Raw genomic sequence first — 17440 nt, forward strand, 5'->3', positions numbered from 1 at the left:
CTGAATGTCCTCCTCAGATTCTGTCAAAAACTACCTGCTGAATCCACCCTCTGGATTCAGCAGGGACCTCCCTATGCTGCAGCAGATTCAACCGGGCGACTGTCGTCCATAAATGCGGATTATGAGTGGGTCGGAAGATACTGCGAGGATCGGGCTGCGAATCCTATTCGTTGTGCAGTTCCATCGACCGCCTATGGCACTCATTCGCAAAGGGCTATGTCACTACGGGGAGTACGGAGTTTGAGCGATCATGAGCGACATCTCGGTGATCGGCTGCGGGGCGATGGGGAGCGCTCTCATCGAAACGCTGGCCAAACGGAACACCCGCGTGAGTATCTGGAATCGAACCCGTGAACGAGCGTTGGCACTTGCCGGGCCGCACGTAACTGTGGTCGATTCGGTCGAAGAGGCGATAGACCGTAGTCCTCTGACGATCGTATGTGTCGCCGGATACGACGTAACGAAATCGCTGATAGAGGAGGCTTCGGTGAGCCTCGACGGAAAAACGATCGGGAGCACCTCGTTCGTGACGCACGATCAGGGACGCCAACTTGACGAACTCATCCGATCGGACGGCGGACGATACCTAGATGTGGAGATCCTGGGTTATCCGAGCGATATCGGCATGGAATCTACACCCCTGTACCTGTCCGGTGACCGGGCCGCGTTCAAGGAGGCTCGACCGCTGCTGACCGACCTCGGGACCGTGAAATACGTTAGTTCTACTCCTGGGGATGCCTATATCAGTGGACTCGCCGTGTTACTCCCATACTTACCGATGGCTGTCAGCATCTTCCAGGGAGCGAAGGTTTGCGAGCGCAACGATATCCCGCTGGAGTGGTACACCCAGGAAATTCGGACAGTGTATCCACAGCACATCGACCGACTCTGTGAGACGGTAGAGATCGACCCCGATCCGGCTGATCCGGGGAACATCGAAGCCTCAGTGCGTACCTGGGGAGACGGTGCCAAAGAGTACGCTGACTACCTCGAATCGGCGGATCTCGATGCGGGAATCTATCAGGCGTTACACCGCCTGTTTATAGCAGGGATCGAAGCGGGGCGTGGGGACCATGATTGGTCATGTATCGGTGACATCGCTGCGGACCATCCCACCACTTGACGGAACAAGTTGCGTCTGCTGAGCCGTTGGTCGCCTGTACTGATCGATTTGCCGTCCCTTCTAGCCGAGACGCCATGCAACATACGCGCTCTGTATTCAGCAGGTACTGAACGAACTACTCGGTCTCTGTCATAAGCGGCGTGATCGACTCAGAGTATACAACGACTTCGTTTGTCACACGTTGAAATCGATGATCCATTCGCTCACTACACGTGCGACCGGAGAATTGATACGGTATTAGTAGCAAGAATTCACCCCATACCACTGTCGTTAGATGCCAAATCTGGAAGTAGCAATCGAAAAAAGGGCGACACCGAAACCGGCGATCATACACAGGATGCCGAGCAGCTGGATTGTATCCCTTGCATTGTCGGATAATCCACTCTCATCGAACATCATACTATAGTGGAACAGTGCTGCTGGCCATCGGAAGCAGACGAATCCGACAAAAAGTAGTAAGAGACCGGCACCGACGTTCATAAAGACAAATAGTTTTCTGAAGGTATGAATTTTTGTGATTGCCTTTTGTCAACTGATTCATCTGTCCTGGCCGATCACTAATGCTCGCAAACCGTCCCTCAGTCCGTGCCACATTCGCGCTGTGAGTTCAGCACGTCTTGCTCAATCTGTTCTGTAGCTGGTAGAAAGCGCGTGCAACATCCAGAGGATACATACAGCGCTCCCTACTCAATACCGGAACCAATTGCCGTTGTATAACCAGTTTCAGGAGATTGAATGGTGGTTCACTGACCATTGTTTGATATTACAGTAGTGAAGACGGAGGGAATATCCCGATCTGAGCCCGGACACCATACTCTATTACAGCAAGTACTGCTAATCCACTAATCAATAGTATCTGGATAATCGGCGAGAAATAAATAACAATTGAGGGTTCCACGCTATATCCATATATAACTTCGTTCACTACACCGAATTGTATATACAAACTAAACAGGAGTGGAAGTATAATACTGTACCGCAGGAATACATAAACTGGAGATGCGGCGACGATAAAAATTAAAGCTGATAAAACAATGATGCGTAGTCCGGTACTGCCTGAGACCGCATACAATCCATAGACAGCAGTAGCTACGTGAACCAATCCAAAAATAACAGATAGTGCAAGTATTGTTCCTTCTTTATCCATAACGATGTAACATCAACGGATGTTGAATGGTTCTCGGCAGATATATACTTTCGTTATCATTTTACTGTCCGATTTCATCTCGTCAAAATGGACTGGACTCTACTGCCACATTCGCGCCCTGTATTCAGCACGGTTGCTAAAACCTGTCACTGATTGAGGATTTCAACAAGGCCTGATAAACCGTTCGTCGGCTTGCTTTGATTGAATCGTTGACTTTGAGGCGGTGAGCCACCCAGTGTCCGCGTCAGATGGAACGTCGAAATCGGGAACAAAGGGCTTAATGTCTAGCAAGGGTGTCTGGTCGACGACATCGATACTGTTGACGGTCACTGTTGCATCTGTGACGGACTCAATCTCGACAACAGAGAGGCCGATTGGATTCGGACGCTGTGGGGCTCGCGTCGCAAAGAGTCCCCGCGGTTCGTCATCGAGGAACGGTTCGACCTTCATCGGAGCTGTGTCATCAGACGCATGAAAGTGATACAGCAAGATGCAATGTGTAAATCCGTCAAGGTCTTGTAGTCCATCCGCGTACGCTTCCTCGAGTTCGACGAGTCCCTCTACAGCGGCGTCTCCGACAGGTTGAATCGGCATTCCATCTGGCGATTCGAAAGGCGTTCGAATCACTCCGATCGGCTCGTAGACGAATGGATCTTCGGACATACCAATAGGTGGAGCTTCGAGCGAGAAATCAGTTCGTGATCGACACGGAAGTCTCTCGCACGCTTCGCCAATCGTATCCAGTAACTGGCGGAAAGCACTTGCGAGAAACAGAGCATCCTCGTTCGACCGGACCAGTCTCACACCGCCGGAAAGAACCGACCGTGGAAGCCGAACGGAACGGCGTGTGGCAGAGGTGCACGCGCTCTCTCGACTACCGTTTCCGCATCGAATACGAGCAGCATCGATCGCTCCTGTTTGGTGTCCAGCGCCGTCGCGATCACGACGCCGTCGTCCTCGGCCGTCCCGCCCGGTCGTCGAACCATCCGCGGCTCTTCGACGTAGACGCCGCGCTCCCACCACTCCGTCGCGGTTCCCCGTTCGACATCGAGTTTGACCAGTCCGTTTGCACCCTTCCTGTCGGTCGCCTGTGCATACGCGTACCGGTACTGTCGGCCCCGAACCGGTTTGGGAACTGTCGGGAGCTCCATCCCGCCGTCGTATCGTTCTGAGCGTCGGACGCGTCCCTCGCCGGGATGGAGCCGGAATCTCACAAACCGACCGTCCGGCGCCGCGGCAAAGCCGTCCTCCGAGAGGGCATCGAAGGTGAGCGCTCGGACGATCTGGTCGTCGTCGAACGCGACGAGGTCGAGAACCAACTCGTCGTCGTCCTCGTAGGCGTTGACGTGGTGGAACGTGAAGAACGGCGACGTTTCGAGCGTCGCGGCGAGGCTCTCCGTGTCCCAATCGACGACGATGAACCTGGTCGTGGCCGCCTCGTCGTACTCGAGAAGGTCGAGAAATCCGTCGGTCCACGGGACCAGTGCCTTCGCCATCGCGATCCGGAGCGGCGTCTCCACGATGACGATATGTGACTCGGTGATCGAACAGTCGTGGACGTACCCGGGGCCAGCGGCCGGCACGGTAGCGACGTGCCGTCGGCCGGCACGTCCGTTGGGGATCCGGTAGAAGTGATACATCGGAGAGAGACCGAACTCCGTGCTGTAGCCGATCGTTTCCTCGCGATTGGGATCGACCTGGAGGTGGGCTGTCGCCAGATGCTCCGGAATGTCGTCGCGCCAGCGAAATTCGCCGCGGGTCTCGAGTGTCACCGGATCGAACGCGATCCGCCGCGGTGCCTCGGTGAGCGCGACGAAGTGCTCGCCGAGTTGGGCGACGTGGACGGTCGCGTTGTCCGTCGGTTCGGGCGGTCCGAGCGACCGGAGCCACCGCAGGGGCCGGCGGAACGAATCGTCGCCCGTTGCGAACTCCGCCGCGCCGTGGCCGGTGTCGGCGGCCGCGTACGCGTCGGTCCGTAGGAACCGGTTTGTATACGAAACGGTGCCGTCCGCGAACCCGTAGCGGCGGAGCATCGCCAGACCGTCGAACCAGTGGGTCGCACGCTTGCCGCCGAACTCGAACCGGCCCGGGCCGTTCCGGATCAACGCCCCGGAGAGCCACGACGGCACGGTCCCCTCAACCGGTAGCTGCCGGTCGGCGTACTCGGTGTCGACCGTTCGAAACCCGAGTTCGTAGGCGCGATCGGTTGCGTTCGACATACCGGTATATCGGGCGGATGGACGATCAATCCGCGGGAGGCGCCACCGACCGAGGAGTCTGGGTTCGCGAGCGGTGAGCCGACTGCTCTCCGTGTGAGTGGGTCGGATACCGTCCTCGAGATGTCACCCGAAGTCCGATCGACGAGGATGCACCTGCCTCCGGACGTCCTTTTCGGGTACCTGATCGTCATCGGTCGGTCGACCTCGACCGTACAGGTCGTACACAGTCTCCCGCCCCGAAGTTGCGTTTCGAGGTCACTGTTCCGTATACTGGGAATCTCGATCACGGAAGTCGTCCCGAAGCGTCGTTCCGCGTTCGACCGTGATACAGAACAATAGCGCATACCCGCGTCTCTAGGCGCGGGTCGAGCGGTAGGCATAGTAAACCAACCGCCATGTACCAGCCGTCCTGATTTCCCAATCAAAGCGTCTAAGTTGATACGATGTGTAAACACAAGTATGGAGGACCGCTTCGAAATCAACGGCCACGAAGTCATCGAAGGCGAGGTCAAACCCACCGGCAATGGAGCCCACGTCCTCGTCCCCAAAGACTGGCGTGGCGCAGACGTCAAAATCGTTCGCACCAGCCAGCCCAACGAAGGCTAACACATGGACGACCTCACGGAGACTCTCACGCTCAAACTCGTCAACCCCAACACGCACAAAGAGCGGAAACTCCGTGAAACCCGAGACGAATACCAACTCGCACTCCGCGATGCGTTCACCCAAGACTGCGACACGCAATCCAAAGCCAACGACGTCGTCGTCAACTACGATTTATCCGGCTACGCGAAGAACGCGCTGAAACAGTACGTCCCCAACCTCCTCGACGATGACACATACGGGGCGGAAGAACTCCGCGAGGGAGACCACCCCATTCGATTCACGAACGAGGGGCCCAAGCTCGACCACAAGCCACAGAACGCTATCGAGTGGTATGTGAAAATCCCGCACCACGAGGATTACCACTTGTGGCTCCCCGCACAACCAAAATCGAATCAACGGGAGTGGCTGGAAGCCTTGTGCCGTGGGGACGCTGAGATGGGAGAGTGTCAACTCATCGAGCGTGGCGGCGAGTGGTATTTCCATGTGAGTGCGACGATGATAGTCGAGCAGTCCAGTTCGGTGTCTGTAGAGGAGCAGACGCCAATTGGAGTGGATATCGGGGAAGCTGCGTTAGCCACGGTGTGTCACCGTACTGAGTGCGGTTCCCCGGCCAACCCAACCCTCTGGAGCAGCGAAGGCAGAGAAGTCCGACGACTCCGCGAAACCTACTTCAAAGCCGTCAAACGCTTACAAGAACGCGACAGCGAACGCCTTGCGGAAGAGTACGGCGACGAACTCTGGGCGAGAATCGACGACATCCTCCACACCGTGTCGAGAGGAATAGTCGAGTCCGCCCAGCAAGTTGACAATCCCGTACTCATCATTGAAGACTTGACGCACATCCGTGAGGGTATGGATTACGGCCAATTCATGAACCGGCGGTTACACGGCTGGGCGTTCGCGAAACTCCACGCACAGATATCGTACAAAGCGAAGGAACACGGTATCCCCGTGGAAACCGTGGACCCCGAGTACACGTCGAAGGAGTGCCACGCGTGTGGCGAACACGGGTATCGTCTGCGTCAGGCGGTGTTCAAGTGTTCGAACGCGGAGTGTTGGGTTGGCGAGTATCAGGCGGATATTAACGCCGCACTCAACAGTATCAATCGGTACTACGCCAGTTGTGAGAGCCACGTCCGAACAGATTCGGAGTTTTCATCCGACGAGAAGGAAGTGGCGGTGACATGACTGGCGAGGGGGCGTGTTTGACCGCGCCACAAGACACTCACGCTGACACGAACTCTAGCATCCGGCGGTTAGGCTCTGCGGGGAGGGAGTGGCTGACGTGTGAACGTATGCGTCTTGGAACCGTGAACGCGTAACAGCAGCGACGCGGAAATCCCATGGTGGGATTCCACGGCCTTCAGGCCGTGGAGGAGGTCAATGTCTCTCGGTTGCCGTCGTCGTTTGCGATGCGTTCGATTTCCTCGCCCCCGCTCACGGTTCCTCCGTATCCTCGTTCCCCTTCTCCGTTCGATCGGTGTGCTGACCCCAGAACCCAGGGTATTTCTCGACGACCAGGTCGTCTTCGACGCGGACCTGGCAGGCAAGTCGGAGCCCGGAATCGGCATCGTGCGGCGGAGTCGACAGTCGAAGTCGTTCCCGGGGCCCGGGCTCTCCCACCTCGCCGGATACCGCAACAGCACAGGTGCCACACGTCCCCAACCCGCGACAGTTGAGGGCGTCTGCCCGGCCGTTGTGCGGTGACTCGTCCGCTCGGAGAAGAACGTCCCGGAGCACTGCACCCCGTTCACACTCGAGGTCCCGGCCACGAATGGTGATTGTTGGCATGAGTTGTTTTCGCACTCCGAATACAAAACCGCACTGCCATACCAGCTGTCGGCGACTATCTGCGGAGTGTCGAGGGTCCAGTGTGGAGACCACCGAACGGTTGAGGGCGATGGGCCACGAAGCAACTGCTACTCGTGTCAAACACCGACCGGACATACGACCTCGTCGTCTGGGGTGCAACCGGCGTCGCCGGCCGTCTCGTTGCCGAGTACCTCACCGAACAGTACACGTCGGACGACCTCTCGCTCGCCCTTGGCGGTCGTGACGAAACGCGGCTTCGCGAACTGGAAGCTGTGCTCGTGGAGCAGCGCGCCGGATGGGAGGAACTCCCGATCGTCATCGGCGATGCAATGGAGCCGGAGAGCCTGCGCGCTATCGCCGAGGATACCCGCGTCGTCTGTACGACTGTCGGCCCGTACACCACGTATGGCACGCCCCTCGTCGAGGCGTGTATCTCGGCCGGAACGGACTACTGCGACCTCACCGGAGAGATAAACTGGGTTCGGGAGATGATCGACCGCTACCACGACGATGCGGTCGATGCGGGTGCTCGTATCGTCCACAGTTGCGGGTTCGATTCGATCCCGGCCGATCTCGCCACGTTGCTCGCACAGTCGTTCGCCATGGACGAGTTCGGGACCCCCTGTGATCTGGTTCGTATCTACCTCGAGGACGGTCGCGGCGGGGTGAGCGGCGGAACGATGTCGAGCATCGTCGAAGTGTTCCGGGCTGCGTCCACCGATCCGGTCGCCCGGCAGACGCTTCGGAACCCCTATTCGCTGGCGCCGCCGGGCGAGCGCGACGGCGTCGATCCGGGCGCACAGACCCTCCCGAGAAAAGATCCGCTGCGAGGGGAGTGGACGGGACCGTCGCCGATGGCGGTCATGAACGAGCGGGTGATTCGACGGAGTAACGCCCTTCTGGAGTATCCGTGGGGTCGCGAGTTCGAGTGTACGGAGGTCATCCCTGTCGGATCGGGCCCCCTCGGTATGGTGGGTGCAAGCGCTGTCTCGGCTGGCCTCGGGTTGGTGACTGGAGTACTGGCCGTTGGCCCGACGCGAGAAGCGCTCCGTCGCTTCGCGTTCCCCGATCCGGGCGAGGGACCAACGAGGGAGGAGATCGAGAACGGGTACTTCACGATTCGCGTACTCGGTCGCGGAACCGCTACTGACGGGCCGTTCGTTGTCGAGAGTCGAATCAGCGCCGACCGGGATCCGGGATATGGTGCGACCGCGAAGATGCTCGGCGAGGCCGCGATGTGTCTCGTGAACGAGGACATCAACTCGCCGCTTGAGGGTGGTATTCTCACTCCGGCGGCTGCTATCGGTGATCCGCTTGCCGACGGGCTGCGCCGGGCGGGACTGGTCGTCGAAGTGGACGAGTGGGACTCCGATCAGACGTAGCGATTGCGGATTCTGTCTCCGTTTCAGAACCACTGATGGGAATCGATGGCCAGTGCATATTCATGAGTACAAACTATATCTACTGATATGACTACTGAGTTATCACAAGAGGAGACCGATTTATTGCTCCGTGATCTGGGTATTGGTGTCTTAGCGCTCACTAACGGTTCAGAGGCGTATTCAATTCCCGAATCATTCGGTTACGACGGCGAGACACTATACTTTCAGTTTGTCCACACACCAGATAGCAAGAAAATGGCATTGCTCGAAACGACAGAGACAGCAACGTTCACGGTCTACGACGAACAGCCGACCCAGAGCGTCCTTGTGCAAGGGCCGGTCGAACCTATCCCTGAGGGAAACGAATCAAAGGCCACCACAGCAATCGCAGAAAACGCCTCTATTCCAACCGTGAATGTCTACCCGGACACGACTCCTGACGAGTTCACAATAGATTACTACCGTTTACGCCCAACTGCAATTACCGGCCGACAGTTCAACGTATTCACCCCAGCGCCCGCCGATCAGTAATCAACGGGTTTGCAGTACTCGTTCTGATCATGGTTGGACTTTTCGAAGCCTCAATTTAGACGGATTACTGATATTCAACTTCGTGAGAGTCCGTCTCTCGGATATCGCGCCGAACGCACCGGACAAGTTGGCCAGAAAGCCTTACTTGTCGCTGGAACTATTTTCTCGTTACGAGACTTATTCACAATGAAGCTCCGTCAACCAACTGACTTTCTTATCCTTGCGGCACTCGAAGACAAAGGTCGGAACGTTGCGACGAATTTAGCCTCCCACACGGGAAAAAGTCGCAAGAACATCAACACACGATTGCCGGTGCTTGAAGACTACGGCCTCGTTCAGAAGATCGGCCCGGCAGAACGATCCGGGCTGTACGAAATCACGTCCGACGGGAAGGCGGCACTCATCTACCAGGACCAGTATAACCAGGTGGACGACTTCGAGCAGCTCATTGAGGGACCTGGCACCGCCACCGGTGACAACACCGACAATCCTCAAGCGAGTTTCGCTCGCGGCGAAGACGAAACCGAAGACCCCTGAGCGGGTCTGTTGAAATCTTCATACGGTGAGCGGTTCCGGCGTGTTCCATCGCTCGAAGCTGGCGCAGGGCGGGAGCCAATCTGTGGAGTCTGGTACTCGCTCAGTAGCGCAATAGATATTCCGAGTTTTAACACGGGCTGAGATGCTCATCTTCAAACCCTTCTGGAAGATCACCGACGCCGCAGGCTTGAAGCACCTGTCGGATGTAGAAATCCTTCTCCGACGGGTCATCTGCTCGAAGAGCCTCCGCAAGGTGTTTCTTACATTGACAGCTAAGTTTGGTCACACCGTAACTTTAGTTCCGAGAGCATTATAACGGGTGTTTATACGTGGAGCAGGCGCAATACCACGGCCTTCAGGCCGTGGATACGCGCCGTCACTCAGTGACACGTTCTACCGATAATCCCATAGCTGAGTTTCCAATCCTAATGCTCAAGTCACAGGAATCACTATACGAGAGCAAGGTCAGGTCGGAACGGAGCGGATTCCGAACGACCGTCGGAGGCGGCCTGTCCGCCCACGTAACGAGGTCGTTTGAAAATCGAAGACTTTCGCGATCACGAGAGACGGAGTCTCTCGGACGACAGTATCCGAAACGCCGACGCGGTGAACGTGAAACCTCGAAGGGTTCGCCGTGTGCCCGTCGGTCGAGCAAGCCCAAGATAACTCCGAGTCCGTCGAAGTCTGCCGGACTCACCGTGGCAAAAACAACACGGTGAGTCCGGGCACGACGGAGGATAGGAGTAACGGCTACTTGGCATGGCCAGACAGCCACCGACCACGATGTCTGGGTTAGACGCGAACTCCCGTTAAGTGGCGGAGTCATGGTTGCAAACCTGAAACTCCCACCGCTCGGGATTCCTCCGCGTGAACGCGGAGGAGGATGTCAATTCTCATCTGGTGGGGTTCCAGTTCTGATTAATAAGCAGAACTATGCGATCACTGACGCGGGGAGAAAGATGATCCAAGAGCGACGAGGATGGGAAAGCCAATAGGTTGAATTCTGAAATGTAACCGTATTCGGCTAGGCAGTACGTTCTTCCTTTTCTACTTTTTACCGAAGAGAAGGCTTATGCCAGCGGAATAGGCTCGGTAGAGTATGTCCACTCAGAATGCTGACTCTCTGCCACATCTCGTTACCATCGTCGGCAGAGGCGTGCCATCGAACTACGAAATCACCGTCGACGGCAGCATCGAACTGGTGGGAGCCGACCCACTCGAAGAAGCCACGGTCGTCACAGACAACGCCGCCGAAGGTGCAGTGGATACCGGCGTACTGCGGTTCCGGTTCTCCGGGCAGATGGCGAACGTGCATGTGACCGACTGGAACGGTGTCCCTGCACCGGAATCGCCCAGTACACCGGAAGTCCACATCGACTACGGCGTACCCGACCGACAAGAGAACTACCCAGGAACGTAGCTTCCTCTTTTAACAAAGGTGCCCCTGCGGATCGACGTACCACAGGCTGAATACGGAGCAAGGCGACAGTCGAGTGTGACACTCAGACTCGAGGGCGAGTACACAACCGCCCGAATCATGGTCGACGACGAGTCGCTCGTCGAAGCGAACTGCCTCGAGCAGATTCGCGAACTCATCGACCATCCGGCGTTTACCGAACCGGTCAGGGTGATGCCGGACGCCCACTGGGGTGCAGGCGCACCCGTCGGGTTCACGATGGAACTTCCCGACAAGATCGTGCCGAACATCGTCGGTGTCGACGTCGGCTGTGGGATGGCCGCCACCAACATCGGGGCCGAACTCCCACTCGAGGGACCGGAACGCGAACGACGCATCCGCGAGCGCGTGCCGATGGGGCGAGACGTCCTCGACTACGACGACGCTCCACATCTCGTCGACGAGTTTCCCTTCGAGCGTGCGAACGACGTCTTCGACCGGTTCGCCGCCGCTTACGAGGAGCGCTTTGGTCGGCCAATCGACCCACTCGAGTTCGACTTCGATGGCTACGACGGCGACTACTTCAAACGATTGTGCCGGCGCGTCCTTGCTCGCCAGCGCCAGGGGATCGGACACGTCATTCGGAGCGCGGGCACCCTCGGTGGCGGCAACCACTTCATCGAGTTCGCGAAGGCACGCGAGACGGGCCACTACTGGCTGGTCGTCCACAGCGGTTCGCGCTACCTGGGGAAATCCATCGCCGAGTTCTGGCAACACAGAGCAAGTCAGTATCGCCACGCCGACGCCATCCGTGACGCCATTCCCGAACGGTACGACGAGTATCTCGAGTTCGACCTCGAGACGGTGAGCGATCACGGCCTCTACGAGTGGGTCACCGGCGGCAAAGGCAAGTCCCATCTCGATAAGGAGCGTCTCCGAGCGGATTTCGAGGGCAAGGAGATTGAGGAAGCGTTCGACGTGCTTTCGCGACCACAGGACCTGGTCGATGAGCGCAACGAGGAACTCGACTGGCTCGAGGGTAGGGAAGCCCACGGCTACTACGTGGATATGCTCTTCGCCCAGCAGTATGCCCGGTGGAACCGCGAGCTGATGAGTGAAGCCGTCTGCGACGAACTGAACGTCGACCCGATCGATCGGATCGAGTCGATCCACAACTACATCGATTTTCGTGATTTAACGATTCGCAAGGGGGCGACGCCGGCACGTGAGGGCCAACGGTTGATCATCCCGTTCAATATGGCAGAGGGATCAATCCTGGCCCGCGGAAAGGGGAACCAGGAGTGGAACCAGACGGCACCCCACGGAGCAGGACGCATCATGGGTCGAGGAGAAGCCCACGAGAAACTGAGCGTCGAGGCGTTCGAAGCGGCGATGGCAGATGTCTACTCGGAGTCGGTCGTCGAGGCTGTCGTCGACGAAGCACCGATGGCGTACAAGCCGACTGAGGCGATTGCAGACGCGATCGAACCGACCGCGGAGATCGTCGACTGGCTCGATGTCGTGCACAATCTCAAGGCTAAAGAGTGAATGTGCGCGGTCTAGAGTGCCTAGGCGTTGCTCACAGGTGGTGCGTGGCGGATGCCACGGGGCTTGACCCCGAGCGGCTGACTTCGAAGCAATGCCTGCGGGACTCGAAACCCCAGATCTAGACCATCGGTTCGTCGCCGACGGCGGGATTCTCGAGAACGTACGCGACGAGTCGGTCGACGTAGGATTCGAACGCCGGCACCTCGAGCCCGCTCCTCTCAAGCGCCTGCAATGTCTTCGGACAGGCGTACCGCGTCGGATGGTCGAGATAATCGAGGGTCGCGGACTCGAGTGGTAGCGACGATGAGAGCCGACTCGACACCGTTCGTGCGATCGGTTTCGTCGTCGGCAGCGTGACAGTGCGGTGGCCGGCTGCCTCGGCGAGGACATCGACGAACCGCGGGATAGGGAGCGGCGTGGGATCGCAGAGTTGGTAGACCTCACCGACGGTCTCCTCGCGGGCGCTGAGATAAGCGATTGCGTCGACGACGTAGTCCCTGGGGACGACGTTCAGTTCGGCGTCGCTGGATCCTGGCAGCGTAAACGTCACCGAGAGCCACTCGGGTTGGGCCAGCAAGAGGCGGAGCAGATAGTAGGGGCCGTCGTACTTGTTGGTCTCGCCCGTCTGGCTGTCGCCGACGACGATCGCGGGCCGGTAGATCGTCGTGGGTAGGCCGGCGTCCATCCGGTTCTGGACCGCGACCTCCGCGCGATACTTGGTTTCCTCGTAGTGGTTATTGAACGTCTGGCCCTCCTGCAGGTGGTCCTCGGTGAACACGCCATCGTACCGGCCGCTGACGTAGCAGGTGCTGACGTAGTGAAACCGATCCACATCACGGTCGTCGGCGAACTCGAGGACGTGTTCGGTCCCGCGGACGTTGACCGCTTCCGCCAGGTCGCGGTCGACGGCGAGGTCGTAGACCGCCGCGAGGTGGTAGAGTTCGCGGACGTCCTCGAGGGACTCGTCGCCCAGTCCGAGGTCGGGTTCGGTGATGTCGCCCTCGTAGAGCCGAACCGCGTCGCCGTCGACCCTGTCGATCCCGGCGATGATCTCCTGTGCTCGCTGGCGTGCGGTCTCGAGGTACTGTGGCTGGACCAGGCAGGCGACCGGTGCGTCGCCGCGGGCGAGGACGCGCTTGAGCAGTGCTGAGCCGAGAAAGCCGGGGAAGCCGGTGATGAGGGCCTCGGTGCGGTTCACGGTAACCACCTGGTGAGCCGCCGCTGAACGTTCGTCAGTCCGAGCATGAAGCGCGCGAACCAGCGCGGCGAGACGCCTGGCGGGGCGTCCATTGGGCCGATCCGCGAGGTCGCGATCGTCCGGGCGTCGACGTACCGTTGGAGTCCCTCGGGACCGTGACGGCGGCCGAGTCCCGAATCGCCGAAGCCGCCCATCGGTGCGTCCATCGCCGCCCAGCCGACGGTGTAGGGATCATTGATGCAGACGGTACCACAGTCAATCTCGCGGGCGACTGCACGGCCGCGCTCGCGGTCGCCTGTCCAGACGCTGGCGTTCAGACCATACTCGGAGTCGTTCGCCCGTTCGATCGCTTCGTCGACGCCCGAGACCGGGTGGACGGAAACGACGGGACCGAACGTCTCCTCGCAGGCGACCCGCGAGTCGGGATCGACGTCCGTCAGGATCGTCGGCTCGTAACAGAACGGGCCAACGTCAGGACGGGTGCGGCCACCCGAAAGCAGCGATGCGCCGTTGGCGACCGCGCTCTCGACGTGCTCGCGGACGCTGTCGAGGTGATCGCCGTCGATCAGCGAACCGATATCGGAACCGTAGTCGAACTCGAGACCGACTTCGAGACGCCGCGTGGCGCCGACGAAAGCGTCGAGGAACTCGTCGTACCGTCGTTCGTCGACGTAGATCCGTTCGGGAGCGAGACAGAGCTGTCCCGCATTGGTGAACGCACCCTTGACCGCGCCGCGAGCGGCCGTCTCGGGATCGGCGTCGTCGAGGACGAGCATCGGGTTTTTCCCGCCGAGTTCGAGCGAGCAGTCGATCAGATTCCGGCCGGCCTGTTCGGCGACCGTTCGGCCCGTCTCGGTGCCGCCGGTAAAGGCGACGTAGTCGACTTCGTCGATCAGCGCGGGCCCGACTGTTGCCCCGTCGCCGGTAATGATCTGGAAGAGGTCGTCCGGCAGACCGGCCTCCGTCAGCAGATCCGCAAGCGCCAGCGCGATAAACGGCGTGCGCTCGTCGGGTTTGCAGACGACGGCGTTGCCGGCAAGCAGGGCAGGGATCGCGTCGGTCATCGCGAGCGTCAGCGGGTAGTTCCACGGCGAGATCACGCCGACGACGCCGAGGGGATCGTACGTGACCGTCGCGTCCGAGGCCAGCGGAACCGCACCAGTTCGATCCGCGTCCGCGAGTATCGAGGGTCCGTTCGCCGCGTAGTACGAACACGTCAATGGGACGTCGAGCACCTCCTCGACGGCATGGTGGCGGGATTTGCCCGTCTCGAGTTGCACCACGTCGAGCAGCTCCTCACGACGTTCCAGTACGAGATCACCGAATCGCTCGAGGATTGCCGCCCGCTCATCGACCGTCACCCGTTCCCACTCTGTCTGGGCCGAACGAGCACGTTCGACCGCAACCGCGACGTCGTTGGCTGTACAGCCCGGAATCGATCCGATCGGTTCGTCGGTGATCGGCGTCCGAACCTCGAGTGACGACCTGTCGCCGGTGGTCTCGATGCGAGCCGCGAGCTGCTCGAGACGTTCGAGGCGCGCACTCTTGAGGGTCGTCTCCTCGAGGATCCGCAATCCGCTCGTCCGTGCCATATCTCGATTCTCGACTCGAGAGTACCTGTAGTTTGGGTTAGAAGAAGGTTCGATCACGTCGGTTCATTCCTGTCTGTTTTGGGAAAGAGGAGCGTCACCAACAGGAGAGCGACGACTGCCGACAGCGCTAAGCCGAGCCACTCGGCGATCACCGGCAGGAAGAACGCAATGGTCTCCCGACCGATAGTCCACCAGAGCCCGAACGTTAGGACGGCGAAGCCGCCGATGACTGCACGAGTAGTTCGGTCTCGGTCAGATAGCGGGGCGAACGTTCGCGTCCCCGCGACGACTCCATACCCGAGTCGGAGAGCGAGACCGGCTGCAACACCGACGAGAACCCAGACTGGGAGACGGATCCATCGTCTTGCGCGCGCCAGTGACACGGCAGGGAGGCCCCTTCGATCCGTCCATGCTTTGACGACGTCGGCGATAAGCTGCACACTCCGTTCGCTGTTTGTGAGGATGACGATACCATCACCAGTCTCGGGGATGGCGTGGAACCAGCTCCACGAGCCGGCTCCCTGTCCGCCGTTCATCACCGCTCGCGCCCCGTCAGAGAGCGTTTCGACGAAGTGTTCGAGTCCTGCGCCGTCGCTGGCGAGGCTGTAGAACCCCGTCGTTTCGACGGTCGGAGTGTATATCTCGGCGACGTTCTCCGGAGCGAGCACGCTCCGCCCCACCGGTCCGCCGCTCGTCTCCGTGCCAGCGGCGACGAAGCGGGCGATATCTTCGGCGGTCGCGTACAGTTCGCCGTGGGCGTTGGAGGGGCCATGTGACGCAGTGACCGGCGTTCCGTCCACGAAGTGCTCGGTGGCCAGCTCAGAACGGAGTCGTTCGGTCACGACGAAGGTGACACCGTCCATCTCGAGCGGATCGAGGAGTACGTCGTCCACGTACGCCGCGAAGTCACGGCCACTGACATCCTCGACGAGGAGTTCCAGTAGCGCGTATCCGGGATTCGAGTACCGGAACTCACCGGGTTCGCTCGTTGGTCTCGCCGCCGGCCCGTCCGCGTTTCCGGACAGTGCCTCCCGGAGCGGCGGCTCTTCGTCCAATGGGACTGTCTCGTAGCCTCCCGCCGGCATCCCGGCGCTGTGGCTCAACAATCTCCGTGGCGTCACTTCTTCCCACGAATACTCGGTGTCCGGAGGGTCCCAGCTTGTGAGGTGCTGGCCAACTGGATCGTCGAGCCCAATCTCGTCCTGCTCAACGAGCTTCAGCACCGCCCATGCAGTGAGCGATTTCGTAATTGATTCCACTCGGAACTGGGTGTCCTCGGTCGCCGGGCGTCCTTCCGCCGGGTCAGCGCTGCCATAGCAGTAGTTGGCAATGTAGGTTATGTTATTCAGTTCGGGAGTGAGTGGAAACGACCTCTTTCAGACGCTAAACCCCAAGTAAAAATCGCTCTGAACCATCTCACTAAATTCTGACAACTACCCCTTGGGAACTTCCTAAATTTCGAGTGACTACGGGTCGTAAATCATGTTACTCAGGAACACGACTGCCTTCCAATATTTCCCGTGCTTTCCGAGGTCATGGTCGTCATCCCGGTCGGCACCAATCGCGTTCGCCACTGTCCACATGTTGTACAGCAGCACCGCGTACCCGAACAGGAACATCCGGTGTTCAATCTGGCTTGATCCTGACTGTGGTAGAAACCGGTTCTTGATCGCTCGATATGAGGTTTCTACACCCCATCTTCCGCGGAATGTCTCAGCCAGTACCTCCGCGCCGTTTCGCTCCTTGGTGGCGAACTCTCGCGGGTCGCGGTTGGTGTAGAACTGCGTCAGCGCGTCGGTCGGGTCGTCGATAATCAGCATACTGGCATTAGTACTACCTAGCGTGCAAGATGTCGAGAATATATGCATTAATCAGGCTCTGATTTTTACTAATATTATTTTGGATCAAAATCTGTTGTGTCTTGAACTAAGCACTGGAATACGAACAATGACCGGCAAGGATTCCGCAGTGTCCGGGTCGGTCAGACTGAATAAAGTAGGTCACATTGCCAACAACTGATAGGTGCCAGTCCACGTCACCTCACCGTTCTCGATCAGCGCGATCGACGCTCCAGGGACGTCGTATCGGCCGAGCAAGTCCGGAACGAGTTCGTCAAGGTGCGCCGAGAGCGACTCATCAATCTCCTGCGGAAGAGCGTACGATGTATTGGGATGAGCGTACCGTCGGTTAGCACACGCCCCTCGAGGAACTCGAAAGTCTACCCGTCGATTCGGAGTTCGTCACGCCCGCTGTGGTTTCGCGCGGTATCCGTGTCGGCCTGGGTTTCCCCGATCAACCGGGCCGACCAAGCCAACACCGAAGGGTCAATCTGGCTCCAGTTACCTCGAA

At 59.0% G+C, this 17440-nt stretch carries 15 protein-coding genes and 1 pseudogene; 8 read left to right on the forward strand and 8 right to left on the reverse strand.

Annotated features, from left to right (window positions below):
• Nucleotides 1–250 precede the first annotated feature (250 nt).
• Nucleotides 251–1123 (forward strand): NAD(P)-binding domain-containing protein, encoded by an 873-nt coding sequence (locus tag NMAG_RS19620; protein ID WP_004216133.1) that lies wholly within the window; start codon nucleotides 251–253, stop codon nucleotides 1121–1123.
• A 763-nt stretch (nucleotides 1124–1886) separates the two neighbouring features.
• Here NMAG_RS19620 and NMAG_RS21815 read toward each other — a convergent pair.
• The 3 genes from NMAG_RS21815 to NMAG_RS19635 all read right to left on the reverse strand — a co-directional run bounded on the left by NMAG_RS21815 (nucleotide 1887) and on the right by NMAG_RS19635 (nucleotide 4489).
• Nucleotides 1887–2270, reverse strand: a complete 384-nt coding sequence (locus NMAG_RS21815) for a hypothetical protein (RefSeq protein WP_148221948.1) — start codon at nucleotides 2268–2270, stop codon at nucleotides 1887–1889.
• Nucleotides 2271–2432: 162 nt separating this feature from the next.
• Complete coding sequence (gene tsaA / locus NMAG_RS19630) at nucleotides 2433–2933, reverse strand: tRNA (N6-threonylcarbamoyladenosine(37)-N6)-methyltransferase TrmO (RefSeq protein WP_004216135.1); 501 nt, start codon at nucleotides 2931–2933, stop codon at nucleotides 2433–2435.
• 137 nt (nucleotides 2934–3070) lie between these two features.
• Nucleotides 3071–4489, reverse strand: coding sequence for a carotenoid oxygenase family protein (locus NMAG_RS19635; protein WP_004216136.1), 1419 nt, complete (start codon nucleotides 4487–4489; stop codon nucleotides 3071–3073).
• 459 nt (nucleotides 4490–4948) lie between these two features.
• On the opposite strand from NMAG_RS19635, the gene NMAG_RS21820 reads away from it, so the two are divergent.
• Entirely contained in the window at nucleotides 4949–5095 is a 147-nt protein-coding gene (locus NMAG_RS21820) for a DUF2080 family transposase-associated protein (RefSeq protein ID WP_004216139.1), read from the forward strand.
• A gap of 3 nt (nucleotides 5096–5098) precedes the next feature.
• Nucleotides 5099–6417 (forward strand): annotated as a pseudogene (locus tag NMAG_RS19645) (RNA-guided endonuclease InsQ/TnpB family protein).
• A 115-nt stretch (nucleotides 6418–6532) separates the two neighbouring features.
• On the opposite strand, the gene NMAG_RS19650 reads toward NMAG_RS19645, so the two are convergent.
• Nucleotides 6533–6886 carry a 2Fe-2S iron-sulfur cluster-binding protein gene (locus NMAG_RS19650; protein WP_004216141.1) on the reverse strand — a complete coding sequence of 118 codons (354 nt, stop codon included), beginning with the start codon at nucleotides 6884–6886 and terminating at the stop codon, nucleotides 6533–6535.
• A gap of 134 nt (nucleotides 6887–7020) precedes the next feature.
• Between NMAG_RS19650 and NMAG_RS19655 the strand changes: the two genes are divergently transcribed.
• The 5 genes from NMAG_RS19655 to NMAG_RS19675 all read left to right on the forward strand — a co-directional run bounded on the left by NMAG_RS19655 (nucleotide 7021) and on the right by NMAG_RS19675 (nucleotide 12301).
• Nucleotides 7021–8289, forward strand: coding sequence for a saccharopine dehydrogenase family protein (locus tag NMAG_RS19655; RefSeq protein ID WP_004216142.1), 1269 nt, complete (start codon nucleotides 7021–7023; stop codon nucleotides 8287–8289).
• An 87-nt stretch (nucleotides 8290–8376) separates the two neighbouring features.
• Complete coding sequence (locus tag NMAG_RS19660; protein WP_004216143.1) at nucleotides 8377–8820, forward strand: pyridoxamine 5'-phosphate oxidase family protein; 444 nt, start codon at nucleotides 8377–8379, stop codon at nucleotides 8818–8820.
• Between the two features lie 186 nt (nucleotides 8821–9006).
• On the forward strand, nucleotides 9007–9357 hold the full coding sequence (locus tag NMAG_RS19665; protein WP_004216144.1) for a winged helix-turn-helix domain-containing protein: 351 nt from the start codon (nucleotides 9007–9009) through the stop codon (nucleotides 9355–9357).
• Nucleotides 9358–10456: 1099 nt separating this feature from the next.
• On the forward strand, nucleotides 10457–10777 hold the full coding sequence (locus NMAG_RS19670) for a hypothetical protein (RefSeq protein WP_004216146.1): 321 nt from the start codon (nucleotides 10457–10459) through the stop codon (nucleotides 10775–10777).
• A 75-nt stretch (nucleotides 10778–10852) separates the two neighbouring features.
• Entirely contained in the window at nucleotides 10853–12301 is a 1449-nt protein-coding gene (locus NMAG_RS19675; protein ID WP_004216147.1) for an RNA-splicing ligase RtcB, read from the forward strand.
• A gap of 118 nt (nucleotides 12302–12419) precedes the next feature.
• Here the strand turns inward: NMAG_RS19675 and NMAG_RS19680 are convergent, their stop codons facing one another.
• From NMAG_RS19680 to NMAG_RS19695, 4 genes are all read right to left on the reverse strand, one after another.
• A complete protein-coding gene (locus NMAG_RS19680; RefSeq protein WP_004216148.1) occupies nucleotides 12420–13508 on the reverse strand; it encodes an SDR family oxidoreductase in 1089 nt (362 codons plus the stop codon).
• Nucleotides 13496–15091 carry a succinic semialdehyde dehydrogenase gene (locus NMAG_RS19685; RefSeq protein WP_004216149.1) on the reverse strand — a complete coding sequence of 532 codons (1596 nt, stop codon included), beginning with the start codon at nucleotides 15089–15091 and terminating at the stop codon, nucleotides 13496–13498. The genes NMAG_RS19680 and NMAG_RS19685 overlap by 13 nt, the downstream gene beginning before the upstream one ends.
• A gap of 53 nt (nucleotides 15092–15144) precedes the next feature.
• Nucleotides 15145–16440 carry a serine hydrolase domain-containing protein gene (locus NMAG_RS19690; protein ID WP_081446736.1) on the reverse strand — a complete coding sequence of 432 codons (1296 nt, stop codon included), beginning with the start codon at nucleotides 16438–16440 and terminating at the stop codon, nucleotides 15145–15147.
• 117 nt (nucleotides 16441–16557) lie between these two features.
• A complete protein-coding gene (locus NMAG_RS19695; protein WP_004216152.1) occupies nucleotides 16558–16911 on the reverse strand; it encodes a hypothetical protein in 354 nt (117 codons plus the stop codon).
• Nucleotides 16912–17440 lie beyond the last annotated feature (529 nt).

The organism is Natrialba magadii ATCC 43099 (assembly GCF_000025625.1).
In the GTDB taxonomy this organism is placed as follows: Archaea; Halobacteriota; Halobacteria; order Halobacteriales; family Natrialbaceae; genus Natrialba; species Natrialba magadii.

What these genes read in the sequence shown, in the direction of transcription:
- NMAG_RS19620 (WP_004216133.1), top strand. Translation starts at nt 251, where the DNA reads ATGAGCGACATCTCGGTGATCGGCTGCGGGGCGATGGGGAGCGCTCTC.
- NMAG_RS21815 (WP_148221948.1), bottom strand. Translation starts at nt 2,270, where the DNA reads ATGGATAAAGAAGGAACAATACTTGCACTATCTGTTATTTTTGGATTG.
- tsaA (WP_004216135.1), bottom strand. Translation starts at nt 2,933, where the DNA reads ATGTCCGAAGATCCATTCGTCTACGAGCCGATCGGAGTGATTCGAACG.
- NMAG_RS19635 (WP_004216136.1), bottom strand. Translation starts at nt 4,489, where the DNA reads ATGTCGAACGCAACCGATCGCGCCTACGAACTCGGGTTTCGAACGGTC.
- NMAG_RS21820 (WP_004216139.1), top strand. Translation starts at nt 4,949, where the DNA reads ATGGAGGACCGCTTCGAAATCAACGGCCACGAAGTCATCGAAGGCGAG.
- NMAG_RS19650 (WP_004216141.1), bottom strand. Translation starts at nt 6,886, where the DNA reads ATGCCAACAATCACCATTCGTGGCCGGGACCTCGAGTGTGAACGGGGT.
- NMAG_RS19660 (WP_004216143.1), top strand. Translation starts at nt 8,377, where the DNA reads ATGACTACTGAGTTATCACAAGAGGAGACCGATTTATTGCTCCGTGAT.
- NMAG_RS19665 (WP_004216144.1), top strand. Translation starts at nt 9,007, where the DNA reads ATGAAGCTCCGTCAACCAACTGACTTTCTTATCCTTGCGGCACTCGAA.
- NMAG_RS19670 (WP_004216146.1), top strand. Translation starts at nt 10,457, where the DNA reads ATGTCCACTCAGAATGCTGACTCTCTGCCACATCTCGTTACCATCGTC.
- NMAG_RS19685 (WP_004216149.1), bottom strand. Translation starts at nt 15,091, where the DNA reads ATGGCACGGACGAGCGGATTGCGGATCCTCGAGGAGACGACCCTCAAG.
- NMAG_RS19695 (WP_004216152.1), bottom strand. Translation starts at nt 16,911, where the DNA reads ATGCTGATTATCGACGACCCGACCGACGCGCTGACGCAGTTCTACACC.